This window comes from Aeromicrobium choanae, assembly GCF_900167475.1.
Taxonomy (GTDB): domain Bacteria; phylum Actinomycetota; class Actinomycetes; order Propionibacteriales; family Nocardioidaceae; genus Aeromicrobium; species Aeromicrobium choanae.
On sequence record NZ_LT796768.1, the window covers coordinates 1,258,519 to 1,274,308 of the forward strand.

Consider the following 15,790-nt stretch of genomic DNA (forward strand, 5'->3'; position numbering starts at 1 on the left):
GGAATCCCCCAAAGCGAACGGTACTCGGCCGCGGATTTCGGGATTCTGACCGGTGAAATCACAGGCCGACTCCGATTGAATCAGAGATCCACGTCACAGGAGGTCGTCGATGAAGCTCTCGGATCGGTACACCGTCGAGGACGGAACCGTGTTCATGTCCGGGCTGCAGGCGCTCGTGCGCCTGCCCCTCGACGTGGCGCGTCACGACCGTCGTCAGGGCCGCCGCACCGCCGGCCTGGTGTCCGGGTACGAGGGCTCGCCCCTGGCCGGGTACGACCTCGAGCTGTCACGCCAGCAGAAGCTGCTGGACGAGGCCGACGTGCAGTTCAAGCCCGGACTCAACGAGGAGCTCGCGGCCAACATCGTCCAGGGCAGCCAGCTGGCCGGCAACGCTCCCGACCGGACCAACGACGGGATCGTCGGCTACTGGTACGGCAAGGCCCCGGGCCTGGACCGCGCCTCCGACGCCCTGCGGCACGCGAACCTCGGTGGCGCCCACCGTGAGGGCGGGGCCGTCGCGATCGTCGGCGACGACTCGATCGCCAAGTCCTCCACCGTCCCGAGCTCGAGCGAGATGGCGATCGCCGAGCTGGGGATGCCGGTCCTCGTGCCGGCCGACCCCGCGGAGTGCCTCGAGCTCGGACTGCACGCCGTGACCCTGTCCCGCTTCAGCGGCCTGTGGACCGGCCTCAAGATCGCCACGAACGTCGCCGACGGAACGGCCAGCACGACCGTCTCGTCCGACTTCGAGCCCGTCTTCCCGTCCAGCCGGATCGCGGGGCGGGACTTCACGCACACGGTGAGCGCGCGCTTCCTGCAGCCGACCCTCTCCGAGCTCGAGCGGAGCCTGTTCAACGAGCGCATCGAGCTCGCCCGCCGCTACGTCGTGGCCAACGGGATCAACCGCACCGAGGGTGCCGGCGACGGCGCGGTCGTCGGCATCGTCGCGGCCGGCCCGACCTACCGCGACGTGCGCCAGGCCCTCGCCGGCCTCGGCCTGGACGACGAGGACCTCGAGGCCAAGGGCATCCGGCTGCTGAAGCTGGGGGCGGTCCACCCGATCGACGCCGACCAGGTCAAGGAGTTCGCACTCGGCCTGTGCGAGGTCATCGTCGTGGAGGAGAAGCGCTCGTTCATCGAGTCGGCCCTCAAGGAGATCCTGTACGGCCACATCGAGGCGCCGTCGGTCAGCGGCAAGAAGACCCTCACGGGCCTGCCGCTGTTCCGCGCCGACGCCGACCTCACGCCCGAGATCATCGCCGACGTCCTGCGGGTCCGGCTGGCCGAGCACGTCACGCTCCCCGAGGTCGACTTCGAGCTGACGACCCGCCCGCGCCGCCGCGCTCGCATCGCACTGCCCCTGCTCTCGGCGAACCGCACCCCCTACTTCTGCTCGGGCTGCCCCCACAACCGCTCGACGAAGGTCCCCGAGGGCTCCCTCGTCGGCGCCGGCATCGGGTGCTCGGGCATGGTCTCGCTGATGCCGGAGGAGCGCGTCGGGGACGTCATCGGCATGACCCAGATGGGCGGCGAGGGCGCGACGTGGATCGGCATGGCGCCGTTCGTCGAGAGCGGCCACCTGTTCCAGAACATGGGCGACGGCACGTTCCACCACTCCGGGTCTCTGGCGATCCGCGGCGCCGTCGCGTCCGGCGCCAACATCACCTACAAGCTGCTCTACAACTCCGCCGTCGCCATGACCGGCGGCCAGGAGGCCGTCGGCCTGATGACGGTCGACGAGATCGTCTCCGAGCTGCTCGCCGAGGGCGTCGCCAAGGTTGTCATCACCACCGAGGAGCCCCGCCGCTACCGCCGCCGCCGGCTCCCCCGCGGCGTCGACGTGCGCCACCGCGACCGCCTGATGGAGACGCAGGAGGAGCTCAGCCGGACCTCCGGCGTGACCGTCCTCATCAACGACCAGGAGTGCGCGACCGAGCTGCGTCGCAAGCGCAAGCGCAAGATCATCGACGCCCCGCCGACCCGCGCCTTCATCAACCAGCGCGTGTGCGAGGGCTGTGGCGACTGCGGCGACAAGTCCAACTGCCTCTCGGTCCAGCCCGTGCCGACTGCCCTCGGACGCAAGACCAAGATCCACCAGGCGTCGTGCAACATCGACCTCTCGTGCCTCGACGGCGACTGCCCGTCGTTCCTCACCGTCAGCCCGGGTGGCTCGAAGGTGAAGCGCGAGGTCCCGGCGATCTCGGCCGAGGTCCTGCCCGAGCCGGAGCGCGTCGTCTCCTCGGACTCCTTCGAGATGCGCATCACCGGCATCGGCGGCACGGGCGTCGTCACGGTCTCGCAGATCGTCGCCACCGCGGCCCAGATCGACGGACGCTTCGTCCGTGGTCTCGACCAGACGGGCCTGGCCCAGAAGGGCGGCGCCGTCGTCTCCGACGTCAAGCTCACGAACGGGCCGGTCGACCGGGCGAACAAGATCGCCAGCGGCCAGGCCGACCTCTACCTCGGCTGCGACGTGCTCGTCGCGGCGCAGGAGAACTACCTCGGTGTCGCCCGCGAGGACCGCACCGTCGCGATCGTCTCGACGGCCGAGGTGCCGACCGGCGCGATGGTGACGGACACGACCGTCTCCTTCCCCGAGGCCGAGAGCACGGTCGGCCGCATCCAGCAGGTGACCCGCGCCGCCGACAGCCAGTTCGTCGACGCACGTGCCCTGACGCTGGACCTGTTCGACGACGACCAGTACGCGAACGTCTTCCTGCTGGGCGTGGCCTACCAGACCGGAGCGCTGCCGGTGCGGTCGCAGAGCCTCGAGACCGCGCTGGAGCTGAACGGCGTCGCGGTCGAGCGGAACGTCCAGGCATTCCGTCGGGGCCGCCAGTTCGTCGCCGACCAGAACGGCCTGCTCGCCGACCTCGTCGCCGATCACGGCGAGACCGAGCTGGCGCCTGTCTCCGACGAGGTCCGCTCGCTCGTCACGGCGGCCGGCTTCCCCGTCGGCGGCCCCGACACCGAGCTCGTCACGTCGCGCGCCGCGGACCTCGAGTCCTACCAGAGCCTGGCCTACGCCCGCCGCTACATCGACGTCGTCGCCGCGGTGCGCGAGCGCGAGTCCCAGGTGGCGCCGGGTTCGACGGCTCTCGTCCTGGCGGTGGCCCAGCACCTGCACAAGCTGATGGCGTACAAGGACGAGTACGAGGTCGCGCGGCTGTCGATCGATCCCGCCCTCCAGGCGGCGCTCGAGGCGGAGTTCGGCCCCGGCGCCAAGGCGCAGTACCGCATCCACCCGCCGGTCTTCCGCGCCCTGGGGATGAAGAGCAAGCTGTCGCTCGGTGCCTGGTTCAAGCCGGTCTTCCACGTCCTCTACGCGATGCGCCGCCTGCGCGGCACCGCGTTCGACCCGTTCGGCATCGCGAAGCTGCGCCGGATCGAGCGCGGCCTGCGCGAGGAGTACATCGAGCTCGTCGACCGCCTCTCCCGCGACCTGCCCGACCTGGGGGTCGAGCGGGCCAGCGAGATCGCCGCCCTGCCCGATCTCGTCCGGGGGTACGAGCACATCAAGATGCGCAACGTCGAGCTCTACCGTGAGCGCGTGGCCGCCGCCCTCGAGTCCGGCCACGACACCCCCACGACGGTGAACGCGTGAGCGACCTGTTCGACGTCTCGGGCCGGACCGTCCTGGTCACCGGTGGCGGCCGCGGCATCGGACGGATGATCGCCGACGGATTCGCGGACGCTGGTGCCGAGGTCCACGTGGTGTCACGCCGTCTCGACGAGCAGGAGCTGAGCGAGGCCGGGCTGCGGCCGTGGACCGCCGACCTGTCGACGGAGACCGGGTGTCGCGACTTCGCCGCCGAGTTCAGCGCCGAGACCGGTCGCCTCGACGTGCTGGTCAACAACGCCGGCGCGACGTGGGGCGCCCCGCTCGAGGAGTTCGACACGGCCGCCTGGGACAAGGTCCTGGACCTCAACCTCAAGTCGCCGTTCTTCCTCGTGCGCGAGCTCGTGGGTCTGTTGGAGAAGTCCGCCCGGGCCGACGACCCCTCGCGGGTCGTCAACGTGGGCTCGATCGACGGGCTGCGCGTGCCCACCCTCTCCACCTATTCCTATACGGCGTCCAAGGCGGCACTGCACCACCTCACCCGCGTCCTCGCGGTGGAGCTGGGACCCCGTGGGATCACGGTCAACGCCATCGCGCCGGGGCCGTTCGAGTCGAAGATGATGGCCGCGGTGCTCGCCGAGTCCCGCGAGGAGTTCGAGGGCGCGGCGCCGCTGGGCCGGATCGGGCGTCCGGACGACGCGGCCGCGCTCGCGATCCTGCTGGCGAGCCCGGGCGGCTCCTACCTGACGGGAACGGTCATCGCGCTCGACGGCGGGCTGAGCATCGTCAGTCCGCGGTGACGTGCCCGAGCATCTGCAGGATCAGCCCCACGTGATGGTCGGCCAGCTCGTCGATCGTGCGTGACGAGCGCTCGTTGAACCAGGGCGAGACGTCGGCGAGGCGCAGGACCGCGCGGGCGGCCGTGTGCACGTCCGGGACGCTGAACTCACCGCGCTCGATGCCGGCGACGATCACCGACTCCACGATCTGGTGGATCTGGTCGGCCATCCCCATCAGGTCGGCGAGCTGACTGATGCCCAGCGCCTGGTAGTCGCGGTTCACCACGAGCACGACGACCTTCTCCTCGGCGTGGAAGCGCAGGTACTCGCGGGTGATCCGCGTCATCGTCTCGACGGGCGGCTCGCCTCGGTCGACGACCTCCTCCAGCAGGTCGATCACGTAGCGGAACGTGATGGTCGCCATCTCGTGCAGCAGCTCGGACTTGGTGTCGTAGTAGGTGTAGAGGCTGGCGGGGCTGGCCATGGCGACGTTCGCGATGTCGCGCGTCGTGGTGGCGTGGAAGCCCCGGCCCGAGAAGGCGACGACGGCCGCGACCAGGAAGCGGAAGCGGCCCGCCGGCCGCACGTCGTCGAAGAGCCCGCGGGGGCTGATGGCGGCCGGGCTGCGCTGGAAGGACATGCGCCGGCGCGCTGCCAGCTCCGAGAGGTCCTCGAGTTCCGCCCCGTCTGATGTCACGGGGCGACTCTAGTGCGTGGCGCACCGGCCTACCGATCGGTCACTGGGGACGCCCCGTGGCCGGACGCTTCGCACCCTCGCCCTCGCCCTCGGGCGACCTGCACCTGCCGAACCTGCGCACGGCGACCGCACGCTTGCCGGGACGGCCGAGCAACGGCTCGGCGAGGGCGCTTCATGACTTCGGGTCCGCGCCGGCGTGCCAGTGAAGCCGGACCCGGTCCCACGCTGGCAGGCCTGCGCCACCGGTGTGCAGCGGGCTCCACTCCTGAGAAAGTCGAGCCATGGCACAGAGCGAGGTCCGGCCCGGACGGCTCCGGCGAGCCCTCACGAGCCCGGTGCTGCTGATCCTGCTCCTCGCACCCTTCTTCGGGGAGGGCCTGTCGGGCTCCAGCCCGCCCCTGGACCTGGTGCTTCCCTGGCACCTCGCGTTCATGGTCGCCCTGTACGGCTGCGGGGCGCTGGTGTGTCGCGAGGTCGCCCATCGGTGCGGACTCTCCTTCTCCGGCCTGGTCCTGCTCGGCGTCGCCTACGCGGTGTGGGAGGAGGCGATCGTCGACCGCTACTGGTTCCTCCCGCAGTTCTGGGAGGACTCCGGCATCGGCACCTACAGCGTCGTGTGGCACACGAACGTGCTCCTCGCCGGGCACCTCACGGCGTTCCACACCGCGATCAGCATCTGCGCCTCGGTCCTGGTCGTGGAATGGCTCGTTCCCCGCGCGCGGCACCGCCCGTGGGTGGGTCTGCCCGGCCTCGTCCTCGCCGGCCTGGTGCTCGCGGTGACGCCCGTGATCTACGGAGAGTTCGACCAGCGACCACCTCTCGCCGTCCTCGTGGTCGCCGGAGCCGTGCTCGTCGCGGTCGTGGTGTGCGCGTTCCTCCTGGGGCGCCGGGGCCGTCACGACGTCCCTGCGCGCCCGGCCGGCGAGCGCACACCGCGGCGCGGGCTCGGTCTGCTCGCGTTCGGCTGCGCGCTCGCGCACTGGGTCCTGACCTACACGGTGGCGGACTCCGGCCTGGCCTGGCCGCTCGGCGTCGCACTCTCCCTCCTTCCGGTTGCCGTGGGACTCGTCCTGGTGCCGCGGCTCGCCGTGACCGGTCCGTACGGCAGCGACGGCGTTCGTGTCGTGGTGGGCCTGCTCTGGTTCTTCGTCGCGCTGGTCCTGCTGGTCGCCCTGGTCGGGCGCTACGACATGGTCCTCAGCGCCCTCGTCGCAGCTTGGCTCGCGCGGTGGCTCTACTCCCGAAGGGCCACCATCGGGTTCGACGGCACGTGATCGTCCGACCAGGCCCATGATGGGTACATGCTGCTCCCACGCAGCGCTCGTGCCGACGGAGGTGCCGATGGAGCAGGAGGCAGCGACCTCGCTGTTCTGGATCAGCCTGGCGATGGTCATCGCGCCTCTGCTCGCCGGGCTGGTCCGCGGTCGTGTGGTGCCGGAGGTCGTCCTGCTGCTGGGGCTGGGGCTGGTGATCGGTCCCTTCGCCCTGGACCTCGCCGGGATCGACCCGGCGATCGGCATGCTGCGCGAGCTGGGCCTGGGGCTGCTGTTCCTGCTCGCCGGCTACGAGATCGACGTCTCGGAGCTCACCGGCGGCGCGGGCCGGCGGGCCTTGTTCACGTGGTGCATCTGCCTGGCCCTGGCCTTCGGCGCCGTGGCGCTGCTGCTGGGCGATCGCGGCTCCGGCGAGAAGGACATCGCCCTGGCGATCGCGCTCACCTCGACCGCTCTGGGCACCCTCCTGCCGATCCTGCGCGACGGGGGGCTGCTCTCGTCCCGGGTCGGGGCGTCGGTGCTGCGGCACGGTGCGTTCGGCGAGCTGGGCCCGATCGTCGCCATCGCGGTGGCACTCGGGACGCGCGGCTCGCTCGCCTCGCTGGTGGTCCTGATCGTGTTCGTGGCCATCGTCGGCCTCCTGGCGGTCCTGGTGCGGCGACTGCGCGGCGGCGGGAGCCATCTGCGCGCGGCGCTGCAGGAGGGTGCGGAGACCACCTCCCAGCTGCCGATCCGCCTCACGATGCTGCTGCTCGTGTCGCTGGGAGCCGTGGCCGTCACGTTCGAGCTCGACATCGTCCTGGCCGCCTTCGCCGCCGGGTTCCTCCTGCGCTTCGCGATCCCCGACGGCTGGGAGCTCATCGAGCACAAGCTCGACGGGATCGCCTACGGCTTCCTCATCCCGATCTTCTTCGTCACCTCCGGGATGGCGATCGACCCGGGCGCGATCGTCGAGGCCCCGGCGACGTTCCTGACGGTGATCGTCCTGATCCTTCTCGTCCGCGGAATTCCCGTCTACCTCGCCTCGCGGTTCACGGGTCCGGCCCGTGAGCGATTCGGGAACCGTGACGCGCTCTCGATCGGGTTCTACGCCGCCACCGGCCTGCCCATCATCGTGGCGGTGACCTCGGTGGCCGTCGACCAGGACCTCATGTCAAGTGCCGACGCCTCGCTGCTGGTGGCAGCCGGAGCCGTGACGGTCCTGGTGTGCCCTCTGCTCGCCCGCGCGGTCGCTCCGCGCGCGACCGTGCCCGACGAGGAGGGCCGCTAGGGTCGCCCCGTGGCCGGACGCTTCGCACCCTCGCCCTCGGGCGACCTGCACCTGGGGAACCTGCGCACGGCGATCCTCGCGTGGTGGTTCGCCCGCTCGACCGGCCGGCCGTTCCTCGTCCGCGTGGAGGACCTCGACCGGCAGCGCTCGCGTCCGGAGTTCGAGGCGAGCCAGCTGGCCGACCTCGAGGCACTCGGCCTCACGTGGGACGAGCCGGTCGTGCGGCAGTCCGAGCGCGACCCGCTCTACGCCGCGGCGCTCGAGCGCCTCACCGCGGAGGGCCTGACCTTCGAGTGCTACTGCACCCGGCGCGAGATCGCGGAGGCGGTCAGCGCGCCCCACGCACCCCCGGGCTCCTACCCCGGGACCTGCCGCGACCTCGACGAGGCCGAGCGAGCCGTCCGCCGGGCCGAGCGCCCACCCGCCCTCCGGCTGCGCGCCCGCGAGCGCACGTGGACGATCCGGGACGCTCTCCACGGCGAGGTCACCGGGCACGTGGACGACCTCGTGCTGCGCCGTGGCGACGGCGCCCACGCCTACAACCTCGCGGTGGTGGTCGACGACGCGGCGCAGGGGGTCGACCAGGTGGTGCGCGGCGACGACCTGCTGCACGCCGCCCCCGCGCAGGCGTACCTCACCCACGAGCTGGGAGTCGTCCCTCCGACCTACGCGCACGTGGCCCTCGCCCTCAACGCCGAGGGCAGGCGGCTCGCGAAGCGCGACGGCCCCGTGACGCTCCGCGACCTCTCCCCCGAGCGCGCCTGGCACCTCATCGGCGCCTCGCTCGGGGTCCGCGCCCGGTCACCCGAGGCCCTGCTCGACGAGCTCCACCTCCCTGCGCTCTCGCCCGAGCCGTGGGTCGTCACGCTGTGAGGGACCCCGTTTTGGAGACTCGAAGAACCGTCGGGTAGGCTTGCGGTCGCGGTTCAACCGCACAGCATGAGGCCCCGTGGCGCAGTTGGTTAGCGCGCCGCCCTGTCACGGCGGAGGTCGCGGGTTCGAGTCCCGTCGGGGTCGCCATCGCTGAGAGCCCCGCCCGTATGGGCGGGGCTCTCGTCATTCCTGCGCCGGTGTTCAGGCGGCCTGCGGGCCGAACACCTCGGCCTCCTGCGCAGCGAACCTGCGGCGCGAGAGTGCGTGGACCACACGCAGGGGCGGGCCGCCCAGGTTCAGCACCCGGTGCTCGGCGTGCGCCGGGAGGCCCTTGAGGGCCCAGGGCACGAAGAAGCGGGCCTCCGCGAGGCTCTGCTTCGAGCGGAAGCGGGTGCGCTCGAGCTCCTCCCACTCGTCACCGCCGACGTACCGCTGGAGGATCGCGATCGCCGCCGACTCCTCGTGGGCCAGGTGGTATCCCAGCACCTCGACGAGGTCCCCGAGGGTGTCGCAGAGCAGGTCGTGAGCCCGCTGGTCGTCGGTGTGCGACAGCCGCTCCAGCTCGGTCGTCGCCGCGGTGAGCAACGGGTCCAGCACGGCGTGCTCGGCCTCCATCTCCTGCAGGACGCGCTCGGACGCCGCGTCGGAGGCGGCGCGGACGCGTTCGAGCAGCAGCGGCCAGAGGACCTCGTCCTCCTTGGCGTGGTGCTGGTGCAGCTCGTGCGTGAAGCGCTGCCAGCGCTGTGCGAGCAGGGTCCACCGGGCGCCGTCGCCCGTCGCCGTCGTCGCGGCCGCCCGGTCGAAGTCGCGCAGGTCGCGCCGGAAGGCGTGGTGCAGGACGTACATCATCGTCATGTCGGCGGGCCCGTCCGGGGCGGCGGCCTGGCCTGGGAGCAGCAAGGGAGCGGGGGTCATGGTCCTTCTCTCGTCTCGGGTGCGTCGACCGGCGGCGCGGCTGTCGTCCGTGCGAGCCGGTACGCACGCAGGGAGACACGACCGCCGCCGTTGATACGTCCGACCGATTTCAGCGCGTCCCAGCCGGTGCGGTAGGGTGAACGTCGCTCGTCAGAGCACGGCCAGGTAGCTCAGTTGGTACGAGCGTCCGCCTGAAAAGCGGAAGGTCGCCGGTTCGACCCCGGCCCTGGCCACCACCTCGAGATCCCCGGTCCCCGACCGGGGATTCTCTCGTTCCCCACGAATCCGTTGGAGGAACCGTCGCCTCCGCTTAGGCTGGAACGATGCGCTCCACCCTCGTCCCGATCGCCCGCCGCCTGGCCGTGGTGCTGGGACTCCTGCTCGTCGCCTCGATGCTGGCAGCGCCCGCCCACGCGGCGAAGCCCAGCTCGCCGAAGCGCTTCGGCGGCTATGCGTTCGACACCTGCGTGTCCCCCTCCAACGAGGTCATGGACGCGTGGAACGTCGCGTCGCCCTACACGGTCGTCGGCATCTACACCTCGGGCAACTCGCGCTACTGCGACGAGTCGAAGCAGCCGCACCTCAGCCCCGCGTGGGTCCAGCGCCAGGCGTCCCGCGGCTGGCTGTTCCTGCCGATCCACGTCGGCTACCAGGCGCCCTGCTTCGACTCGAAGTCCTCGAAGGAGCGCATGTCGTACGACCTGACGAAGGCCCGCGCCCAGGCCCGCGCCGACGCCGACGAGGCGGTGCGCAGTGCCGCGCGGTACGGCTTCGCCAAGGGGAACGCCGTCTACCTCGACATCGAGTGGTACGACCGCGGCAACGCGCGGTGCAGCGCCTCCGTGATGACCTTCATCGACGCGTTCGTCCAGCGCGTCCACCAGCGCGACTACAAGGTCGGCCTCTACTCCAGCGCCTCCGCCGCGATCCAGGCCGTCGACGAGGCGCGCCACGCGAACCGCAAGGGCTTCGACTTCCCCGACCAGATGTGGTTCGCCTGGACGAACAGGAAGGCGAACACCGACGGCCGGCCCTACCTCGCCAACACGTTCTGGCGGCGCGACCGGCTGCACCAGTACCACAACAACGTGGCGGTCTCCTACGGCGGACGCAAGGTCACGATCGACAAGAACGTCGTCACCGTGGGTGGCGGGTCCAAGGCCAAGAAGGAGCAGAAGGTCTGCGGCATCACGCCCACGCTGAAGCGCTACCGCAGCCTCAAGGCGGGCTCGCGCGGCGGCGACGTGAAGCTGCTGCAGTGCCTGCTCAAGCGCGCCGGCCACCGGGCCACCGTCACCGGCCGCTGGAACGCGCGCACCACGAAGGCCGTCAACTCCTACCGGGCCTCGCTCGGATGGAAGCAGACCTCGTCGGCGTCGCGCCCTCTGTGGACCGCCCTGCTGTCGCGCGGCAAGACGCCGATCGCGCTCAAGCGTGGCAAGGTCGGCGAGCCCGTGCACCGGCTCCAGCGCACGCTGCGCGCCGCGGGCCAGTCGGTCCAGGTGACGGGCATCTACGACGCCCGCACCGCCGTCGCGGTGCGCGCGTACCGCAGGAACGTGGGGCTGCCGGGCTACCAGACGGCCGACCGTCGCGTGTGGGCTGCCCTGCAGGCCGGTCGCCGCTGACGGCTCAGGTGCGCGGGGCGGTCAGCAGCATCCCACCGAGCCCGACGAGCATCGCGCCACCCGTGCGCCGCACCGCCGCCAGCCGGCGGGGTGACCGCACGAACCACGCGCGCGCCGTGCCCGCCAGCAGCGCCCAGCCGGAGTCGCACACGACCGCGATGAGCAGGAACAGGACGCCGAGCACGAGCATCTGCGCTCCGATCGCCCCCGCCCCGAAGTCCACGAACTGCGGCAGCACGGCGACGAAGAAGACGATCGTCTTCGGATTGGTGACGCCGACGACGAATCCCTCGGCGAGGCTGCGCCACGGCGAGTCGGTGTCGGGGCCGTCCTCAGCGGCCGCCACGTCGATCCGGCCGTGACGGATCGCCTGGATCCCCAGGTGGATCAGGTAGGCAGCGCCCAGCACCTTCACGACGGTGAACACCACGGCCGAGCCGGCGACGATCGCGCCGAGCCCGAGGGCCACGGCCACGACGATCGGCAGACCACCGAGCCCGTTCCCCACGACGCTGAGGATCCCGGCGCGGCGCCCGTGCGCCAGCGACCGGCCGATGACGAACAGGACGCTCGGGCCGGGCACGAGGATCAGCACGAGCGACGCGAGCGCGAACGTCGCCAGGGCCTCCGGACTGGGCATGCCTGAACAGTAGTCCTGCACGCGCGCGCACCCGTGGACGACGAACGGCCCACCCGGTGTGCGGGTGGGCCGTTCGAGGGATTGGTCGATCAGTGCATGACGACCGGGGGCTGGCCCTGGTCGTCGAGCAGCTTCACCGGCTCGCTCTTGCGGGGCAGGAACGCGACCGGGATCAGCGTCACCAGCAGCACCGCGAACGCGACCCAGTAGGACTGCTCGAACGCGTGAGCCAGGTCGTTGAACCCGGCCTGCAGCTGGTCGGGCGTCACGCCGAGCAGGGAGACGAGCTCCGAGCCGCGATCGGTGTGCGACCCGGCCGCCAGCTGGGCGGGCGTGAGGCCCTCCTCGACGCCCGGGATCTTCTCCGAGCCCGGGATGATCGAGCCCTTCTGCATGCCGTTGGTCAGCACGACCGAGATGACCGCGATGCCCGAGGCGCTGGCGACCTGCTGCACGACGTTCAGCAACGTCGAGCCGCGCGCCACCTCGTGCGACGTGAGGGTCTTGAGCGCCGACGTGAAGATCGGCATCATCGTGGCGCCCATGCCCAACCCCATGACGAACAGCCACAGGATGATCTGCCAGTACGGGGTGCTGGGATCGGTGCTCATCGCCACGCCGAACATGCCGACCAGGATGCCGATGAAGCCGAACGGCACGATCCGGCCGACCGGGATCCGGTCGACGAGCGCGCCGGCGATCGGCATCGTCAGCATCGCGCCGATGCCCTGGGGTGCGACCAGGATGCCGGCCATCATGACCGACTCGCCGTGCACCTGCTGGAAGTACGTGGGCACCAGCAGCAGCGCGCCGAAGAAGGCGCTCGCGAACAGGAACATCACGATGAGCGACACGCGCAGGTTGCGGTTGCCGAGCAGCCGCAGGTCGAGCAGCGGGTGCTTCGGCTTGAACGACCAGACCACGAAGCCGGCGATCAGGACGAGGCCGACGAGGGTGGGGACGATCACCTTGGTGGCGAGCGCCGTGCCCTCGCCGGGGATCGACGAGATGCCGTACAGCAGCAGCGCCAGGCCGGGCGACATCAGCAGCATGCCGACGACGTCGAGCGACTCGCTCGGCTCGGGCGCGTCCTTCGGCAGCACGCGGGCCGCGTAGACCAGGCCGATCGCGCCGATCGGCAGGTTGATGAGGAACACCCAGTGCCAGGACGCGACGTCGATGAGGATGCCGCCGATGATCGGGCCGAGGATGGGGCCGAGCAGCATCGGGATGCCCAGGATCGCCATGAGGCGACCCATGCGGTGCGGCCCGGCCGCCCGGGTCATGATCGTCATGCCCAGCGGCATCAGCATGCCGCCGCCGAGGCCCTGGAGCACGCGGAACGCGATGAGCGACTCGATGTTCCACGCCGCGGCGCACAGGACGGAGCCGAGGGTGAACAGCGCGATCGCGGTCATGTAGAGACGCTTGGTGCCGAAGCGGTCGGCGGCCCAGCCCGTGAGGGGGATGACGGCCGCGAGCGCCAGCATGTAGGCGGTGGCCGTCCAGGCGACGGTGGCGTACGCCAGCGGCTCGCCGTCGGTGGACAGCTCGGTCTGGAACGTGGGCAGTGCGACGTTGACGACCGTGACGTCCAGGATGGACATGATCGCGCCGAGCACCACCACGCCGGCGACCTTGAGGATCTCCGGGGTGATCTTGTCGTCGTCGTCGATGACGACTCCTTCAGGAGGACTGGCTGACATCTGGTTCTTCCTTCGAAAGTGGCTTGAGGGCCTCGACGAGGGCGAGGCACTGTGCGGTGTCGAGGTCGTCGAGCAGCGTGCGCACGGCGTCCTCCTTCGACTTGAGGTGGCTCTGCGCCAGACTCCGACCGAGATCGGTGACGGCGACGAGCTTGACCCTTCGGTCCTCCGGGTTCTCGGTGCGCACGAGGAGCTTCTTGCGCACCAGCTGCTCGACGTTGCGACCGGCCGAGGCCGCCGACAACCCCACCGCCTCGGCGAGGTCGCCGATGGCGACCGGATGGTCGTGATGGGCGAGCGCGAAGACCAGTCTGGCGTGCGTGAAGGACAGTTTCAGGCCCGCGACCGTCTCGAGTGACTCACCCTCGGCCGTCGTGAAGACCTGACCGAGGAAGTCTCGGACGGCGGCGAACGCGCAGGCGTGGGGTGAGTCGTTCATGGCTCGAGAATACTAACGCACCCGCAACTATTGCAGGGACGTGACCTTCATTACGCCCTGCGTGGATCGGGAGTTTCAGAACCTGCCGTAGAATTGCGCGAGTGCCTACACGCTCTGATCTGCGCAATGTCGCCATCGTCGCCCACGTCGACCATGGCAAGACCACTCTCGTCGACGCGATGCTGCAACAGCAGGGCGCGTACTCCGACCACCAGGAAGTGACCGATCGGGTCATGGACTCGGGTGATCTCGAGCGCGAGAAGGGCATCACCATCCTCGCGAAGAACACCGCGGTCAAGTACTACGGACCCGGCACCGAGGACATCCCCGGCAACGCCGTCACGATCAACATCATCGACACCCCCGGCCACGCCGACTTCGGTGGCGAGGTCGAGCGCGGCCTGTCGATGGTCGACGCCGTCGTGCTCCTGGTCGACGCCTCCGAGGGCCCGCTGCCCCAGACCCGCTTCGTGCTGCGCAAGGCGCTGCTGGCGAAGATGCCCGTCATCCTGGTGGTGAACAAGGTCGACCGTCCCGACGCCCGCATCGCCGAGGTCGTCGACGAGACCTACGACCTCTTCATGGACCTGCTGCCCGAGGACGCCGCCGACGACGCGCTCGACTTCCCCGTCGTCTACGCCTCCGGCAAGGCCGGCATCGCCTCGCTGGAGAAGCCCGAGGACGGCACGCTGCCCGCCGGCGAGAACCTCATCCCGCTGTTCCAGACGATCATGGAGCACGTCCCGGCCCCCGAGTACACCGAGGGCGCGCCGCTGCAGGCGCACGTCACGAACCTCGACTCCTCCCCGTTCCTGGGCCGCCTGGCGCTCGTGCGCGTCGAGGAGGGCGAGCTCAAGAAGGGCCAGCAGGTCGCGTGGATGAAGCGCGACGGCTCGGTCGAGCGGGTCAAGATCACCGAGCTGCTCATCACCGAGGCCCTCGACCGCAAGCCCGGCGAGAAGGCCGGCCCCGGCGACATCGTCGCCATCGCGGGCATCAGCGAGATCAACATCGGCGAGACGCTGGCCGATCCGGAGAACCCGGTCGCGCTGCCGCTCATCCACGTCGACGAGCCCGCGATCTCGATGACCATCGGCACCAACACGTCGCCGCTGGCCGGCCGCGAGAAGGGCACCAAGGTCACCGCCCGCCTCGTCAAGGACCGTCTCGAGTCCGAGCTGATCGGCAACGTCTCGATCCGCGTGCTGCCCACCGAGCGTCCCGACGCCTGGGAGGTCCAGGGCCGTGGCGAGCTGGCGCTGGCCATCCTCGTCGAGCAGATGCGCCGCGAGGGCTACGAGCTGACCGTCGGCAAGCCGCAGGTCGTCACCCGTGAGATCAACGGCAAGCTGCACGAGCCCGTCGAGCGCCTCACGATCGACGCGCCCGAGGAGTACCTCGGCACGATCACCCAGCTGCTCGCCGTCCGCAAGGGCCGCATGGAGCAGATGGTCAACCACGGCACCGGCTGGGTCCGCATGGAGTTCCTGGTCCCGGCGCGCGGCCTGATCGGCTTCCGCACCGAGTTCCTCACCGACACCCGCGGCACCGGCATCGCGCACCACATCTCCGAGGGCTACGAGCCGTGGTTCGGCGAGATCTCCACGCGCCCCTCGGGCTCGCTGGTGGCCGACCGCGCCGGCGCCGTCACCTCGTTCGCCATGACCAACCTCCAGGAGCGCGGCACGCTGTTCGTCGAGCCCGCCACCGAGGTCTACGAGGGCATGATCGTCGGCGAGAACTCCCGTGATGACGACATGGACGTCAACATCACCAAGGAGAAGAAGCAGACCAACATCCGCTCGGCCACCTCGGACAACTTCGAGAAGGTCATCCCGCCGAAGAAGCTCTCGCTCGAGCAGTGCCTGGAGTTCTGCCGCGAGGACGAGTGCGTCGAGGTCACCCCGGGCAACGTGCGCATCCGCAAGGTGGTCCTGGACGCCGGCGAGCGCTCCCGCACCGCCCGCAAGCGCAAGTGACCTGACCCCGCTTCACCCGAACCCCTCCCCG

12 protein-coding genes and 2 tRNA genes are annotated in these 15,790 nt (G+C 70.5%); 9 read left to right on the plus strand and 5 right to left on the minus strand.

Features of this window, described 5'->3' with window-relative positions; translation table 11 throughout:
- Positions 1–79 precede the first annotated feature (79 nt).
- Positions 80–3,604, plus strand: coding sequence for an indolepyruvate ferredoxin oxidoreductase family protein (locus B5D60_RS06225; protein WP_269456878.1), 3,525 nt, complete (start codon positions 80–82; stop codon positions 3,602–3,604).
- Positions 3,601–4,359: an SDR family oxidoreductase gene (locus B5D60_RS06230; RefSeq protein WP_078699348.1), complete on the plus strand. Its 759-nt coding sequence runs from the start codon at positions 3,601–3,603 to the stop codon at positions 4,357–4,359. Before B5D60_RS06225 ends, B5D60_RS06230 begins: the two co-directional genes overlap by 4 nt.
- Here B5D60_RS06230 and B5D60_RS06235 read toward each other — a convergent pair.
- Positions 4,346–5,035 carry a TetR/AcrR family transcriptional regulator gene (locus tag B5D60_RS06235; RefSeq protein ID WP_153302886.1) on the minus strand — a complete coding sequence of 230 codons (690 nt, stop codon included), beginning with the start codon at positions 5,033–5,035 and terminating at the stop codon, positions 4,346–4,348. The two genes, B5D60_RS06230 and B5D60_RS06235, sit on opposite strands and share 14 nt — an antisense overlap.
- Before the next feature lie 281 nt (positions 5,036–5,316).
- Here B5D60_RS06235 and B5D60_RS06240 point away from each other — a divergent pair, with 281 nt between their 5' ends.
- The 4 genes from B5D60_RS06240 (at position 5,317) to B5D60_RS06255 (ending at position 8,599) form a co-directional block, all read left to right on the plus strand.
- A complete protein-coding gene (locus B5D60_RS06240; protein WP_078699350.1) occupies positions 5,317–6,309 on the plus strand; it encodes a hypothetical protein in 993 nt (330 codons plus the stop codon).
- Positions 6,310–6,376: 67 nt separating this feature from the next.
- Complete coding sequence (locus tag B5D60_RS06245) at positions 6,377–7,579, plus strand: cation:proton antiporter (RefSeq protein WP_078701309.1); 1,203 nt, start codon at positions 6,377–6,379, stop codon at positions 7,577–7,579.
- A 9-nt stretch (positions 7,580–7,588) separates the two neighbouring features.
- Positions 7,589–8,452, plus strand: coding sequence for a tRNA glutamyl-Q(34) synthetase GluQRS (gene gluQRS / locus B5D60_RS06250; RefSeq protein WP_078699351.1), 864 nt, complete (start codon positions 7,589–7,591; stop codon positions 8,450–8,452).
- Between the two features lie 70 nt (positions 8,453–8,522).
- Positions 8,523–8,599 (plus strand) — tRNA-Asp (locus tag B5D60_RS06255).
- A 54-nt stretch (positions 8,600–8,653) separates the two neighbouring features.
- Here B5D60_RS06255 and B5D60_RS06260 read toward each other — a convergent pair.
- Entirely contained in the window at positions 8,654–9,367 is a 714-nt protein-coding gene (locus tag B5D60_RS06260) for a hemerythrin domain-containing protein (protein ID WP_078699352.1), read from the minus strand.
- A 159-nt stretch (positions 9,368–9,526) separates the two neighbouring features.
- Between B5D60_RS06260 and B5D60_RS06265 the strand changes: the two genes are divergently transcribed.
- Together B5D60_RS06265 and B5D60_RS06270 are read left to right on the plus strand one after the other, a co-directional pair.
- Positions 9,527–9,603 (plus strand) — tRNA-Phe (locus B5D60_RS06265).
- Positions 9,604–9,690: 87 nt separating this feature from the next.
- On the plus strand, positions 9,691–10,995 hold the full coding sequence (locus tag B5D60_RS06270; RefSeq protein ID WP_078699353.1) for a glycoside hydrolase domain-containing protein: 1,305 nt from the start codon (positions 9,691–9,693) through the stop codon (positions 10,993–10,995).
- Positions 10,996–10,999: 4 nt separating this feature from the next.
- On the opposite strand, the gene B5D60_RS06275 is transcribed toward B5D60_RS06270, so the two are convergent.
- The 3 genes from B5D60_RS06275 to B5D60_RS06285 all read right to left on the minus strand — a co-directional run bounded on the left by B5D60_RS06275 (position 11,000) and on the right by B5D60_RS06285 (position 13,780).
- Positions 11,000–11,635, minus strand: coding sequence for a LysE family translocator (locus B5D60_RS06275; protein WP_078699354.1), 636 nt, complete (start codon positions 11,633–11,635; stop codon positions 11,000–11,002).
- An 89-nt stretch (positions 11,636–11,724) separates the two neighbouring features.
- On the minus strand, positions 11,725–13,341 hold the full coding sequence (locus B5D60_RS06280) for a DHA2 family efflux MFS transporter permease subunit (protein ID WP_078699355.1): 1,617 nt from the start codon (positions 13,339–13,341) through the stop codon (positions 11,725–11,727).
- Entirely contained in the window at positions 13,322–13,780 is a 459-nt protein-coding gene (locus B5D60_RS06285) for a MarR family winged helix-turn-helix transcriptional regulator (protein WP_078699356.1), read from the minus strand. Before B5D60_RS06285 ends, B5D60_RS06280 begins: the two co-directional genes overlap by 20 nt.
- A gap of 101 nt (positions 13,781–13,881) precedes the next feature.
- Here B5D60_RS06285 and typA point away from each other — a divergent pair, with 101 nt between their 5' ends.
- Positions 13,882–15,759: a translational GTPase TypA gene (gene typA, locus B5D60_RS06290; RefSeq protein ID WP_078699357.1), complete on the plus strand. Its 1,878-nt coding sequence runs from the start codon at positions 13,882–13,884 to the stop codon at positions 15,757–15,759.
- The last annotated feature ends 31 nt before the right edge of the window (positions 15,760–15,790 follow it).

Bases quoted from the DNA above. Each gene is read 5' to 3' on its own strand.
- B5D60_RS06280 (WP_078699355.1), bottom strand. From the start codon at position 13,341: ATGTCAGCCAGTCCTCCTGAAGGAGTCGTCATCGACGACGACGACAAG.
- B5D60_RS06240 (WP_078699350.1), top strand. From the start codon at position 5,317: ATGGCACAGAGCGAGGTCCGGCCCGGACGGCTCCGGCGAGCCCTCACG.
- B5D60_RS06275 (WP_078699354.1), bottom strand. From the start codon at position 11,635: ATGCCCAGTCCGGAGGCCCTGGCGACGTTCGCGCTCGCGTCGCTCGTG.
- B5D60_RS06285 (WP_078699356.1), bottom strand. From the start codon at position 13,780: ATGAACGACTCACCCCACGCCTGCGCGTTCGCCGCCGTCCGAGACTTC.
- B5D60_RS06270 (WP_078699353.1), top strand. From the start codon at position 9,691: ATGCGCTCCACCCTCGTCCCGATCGCCCGCCGCCTGGCCGTGGTGCTG.
- B5D60_RS06260 (WP_078699352.1), bottom strand. From the start codon at position 9,367: ATGACCCCCGCTCCCTTGCTGCTCCCAGGCCAGGCCGCCGCCCCGGAC.
- B5D60_RS06245 (WP_078701309.1), top strand. From the start codon at position 6,377: ATGGAGCAGGAGGCAGCGACCTCGCTGTTCTGGATCAGCCTGGCGATG.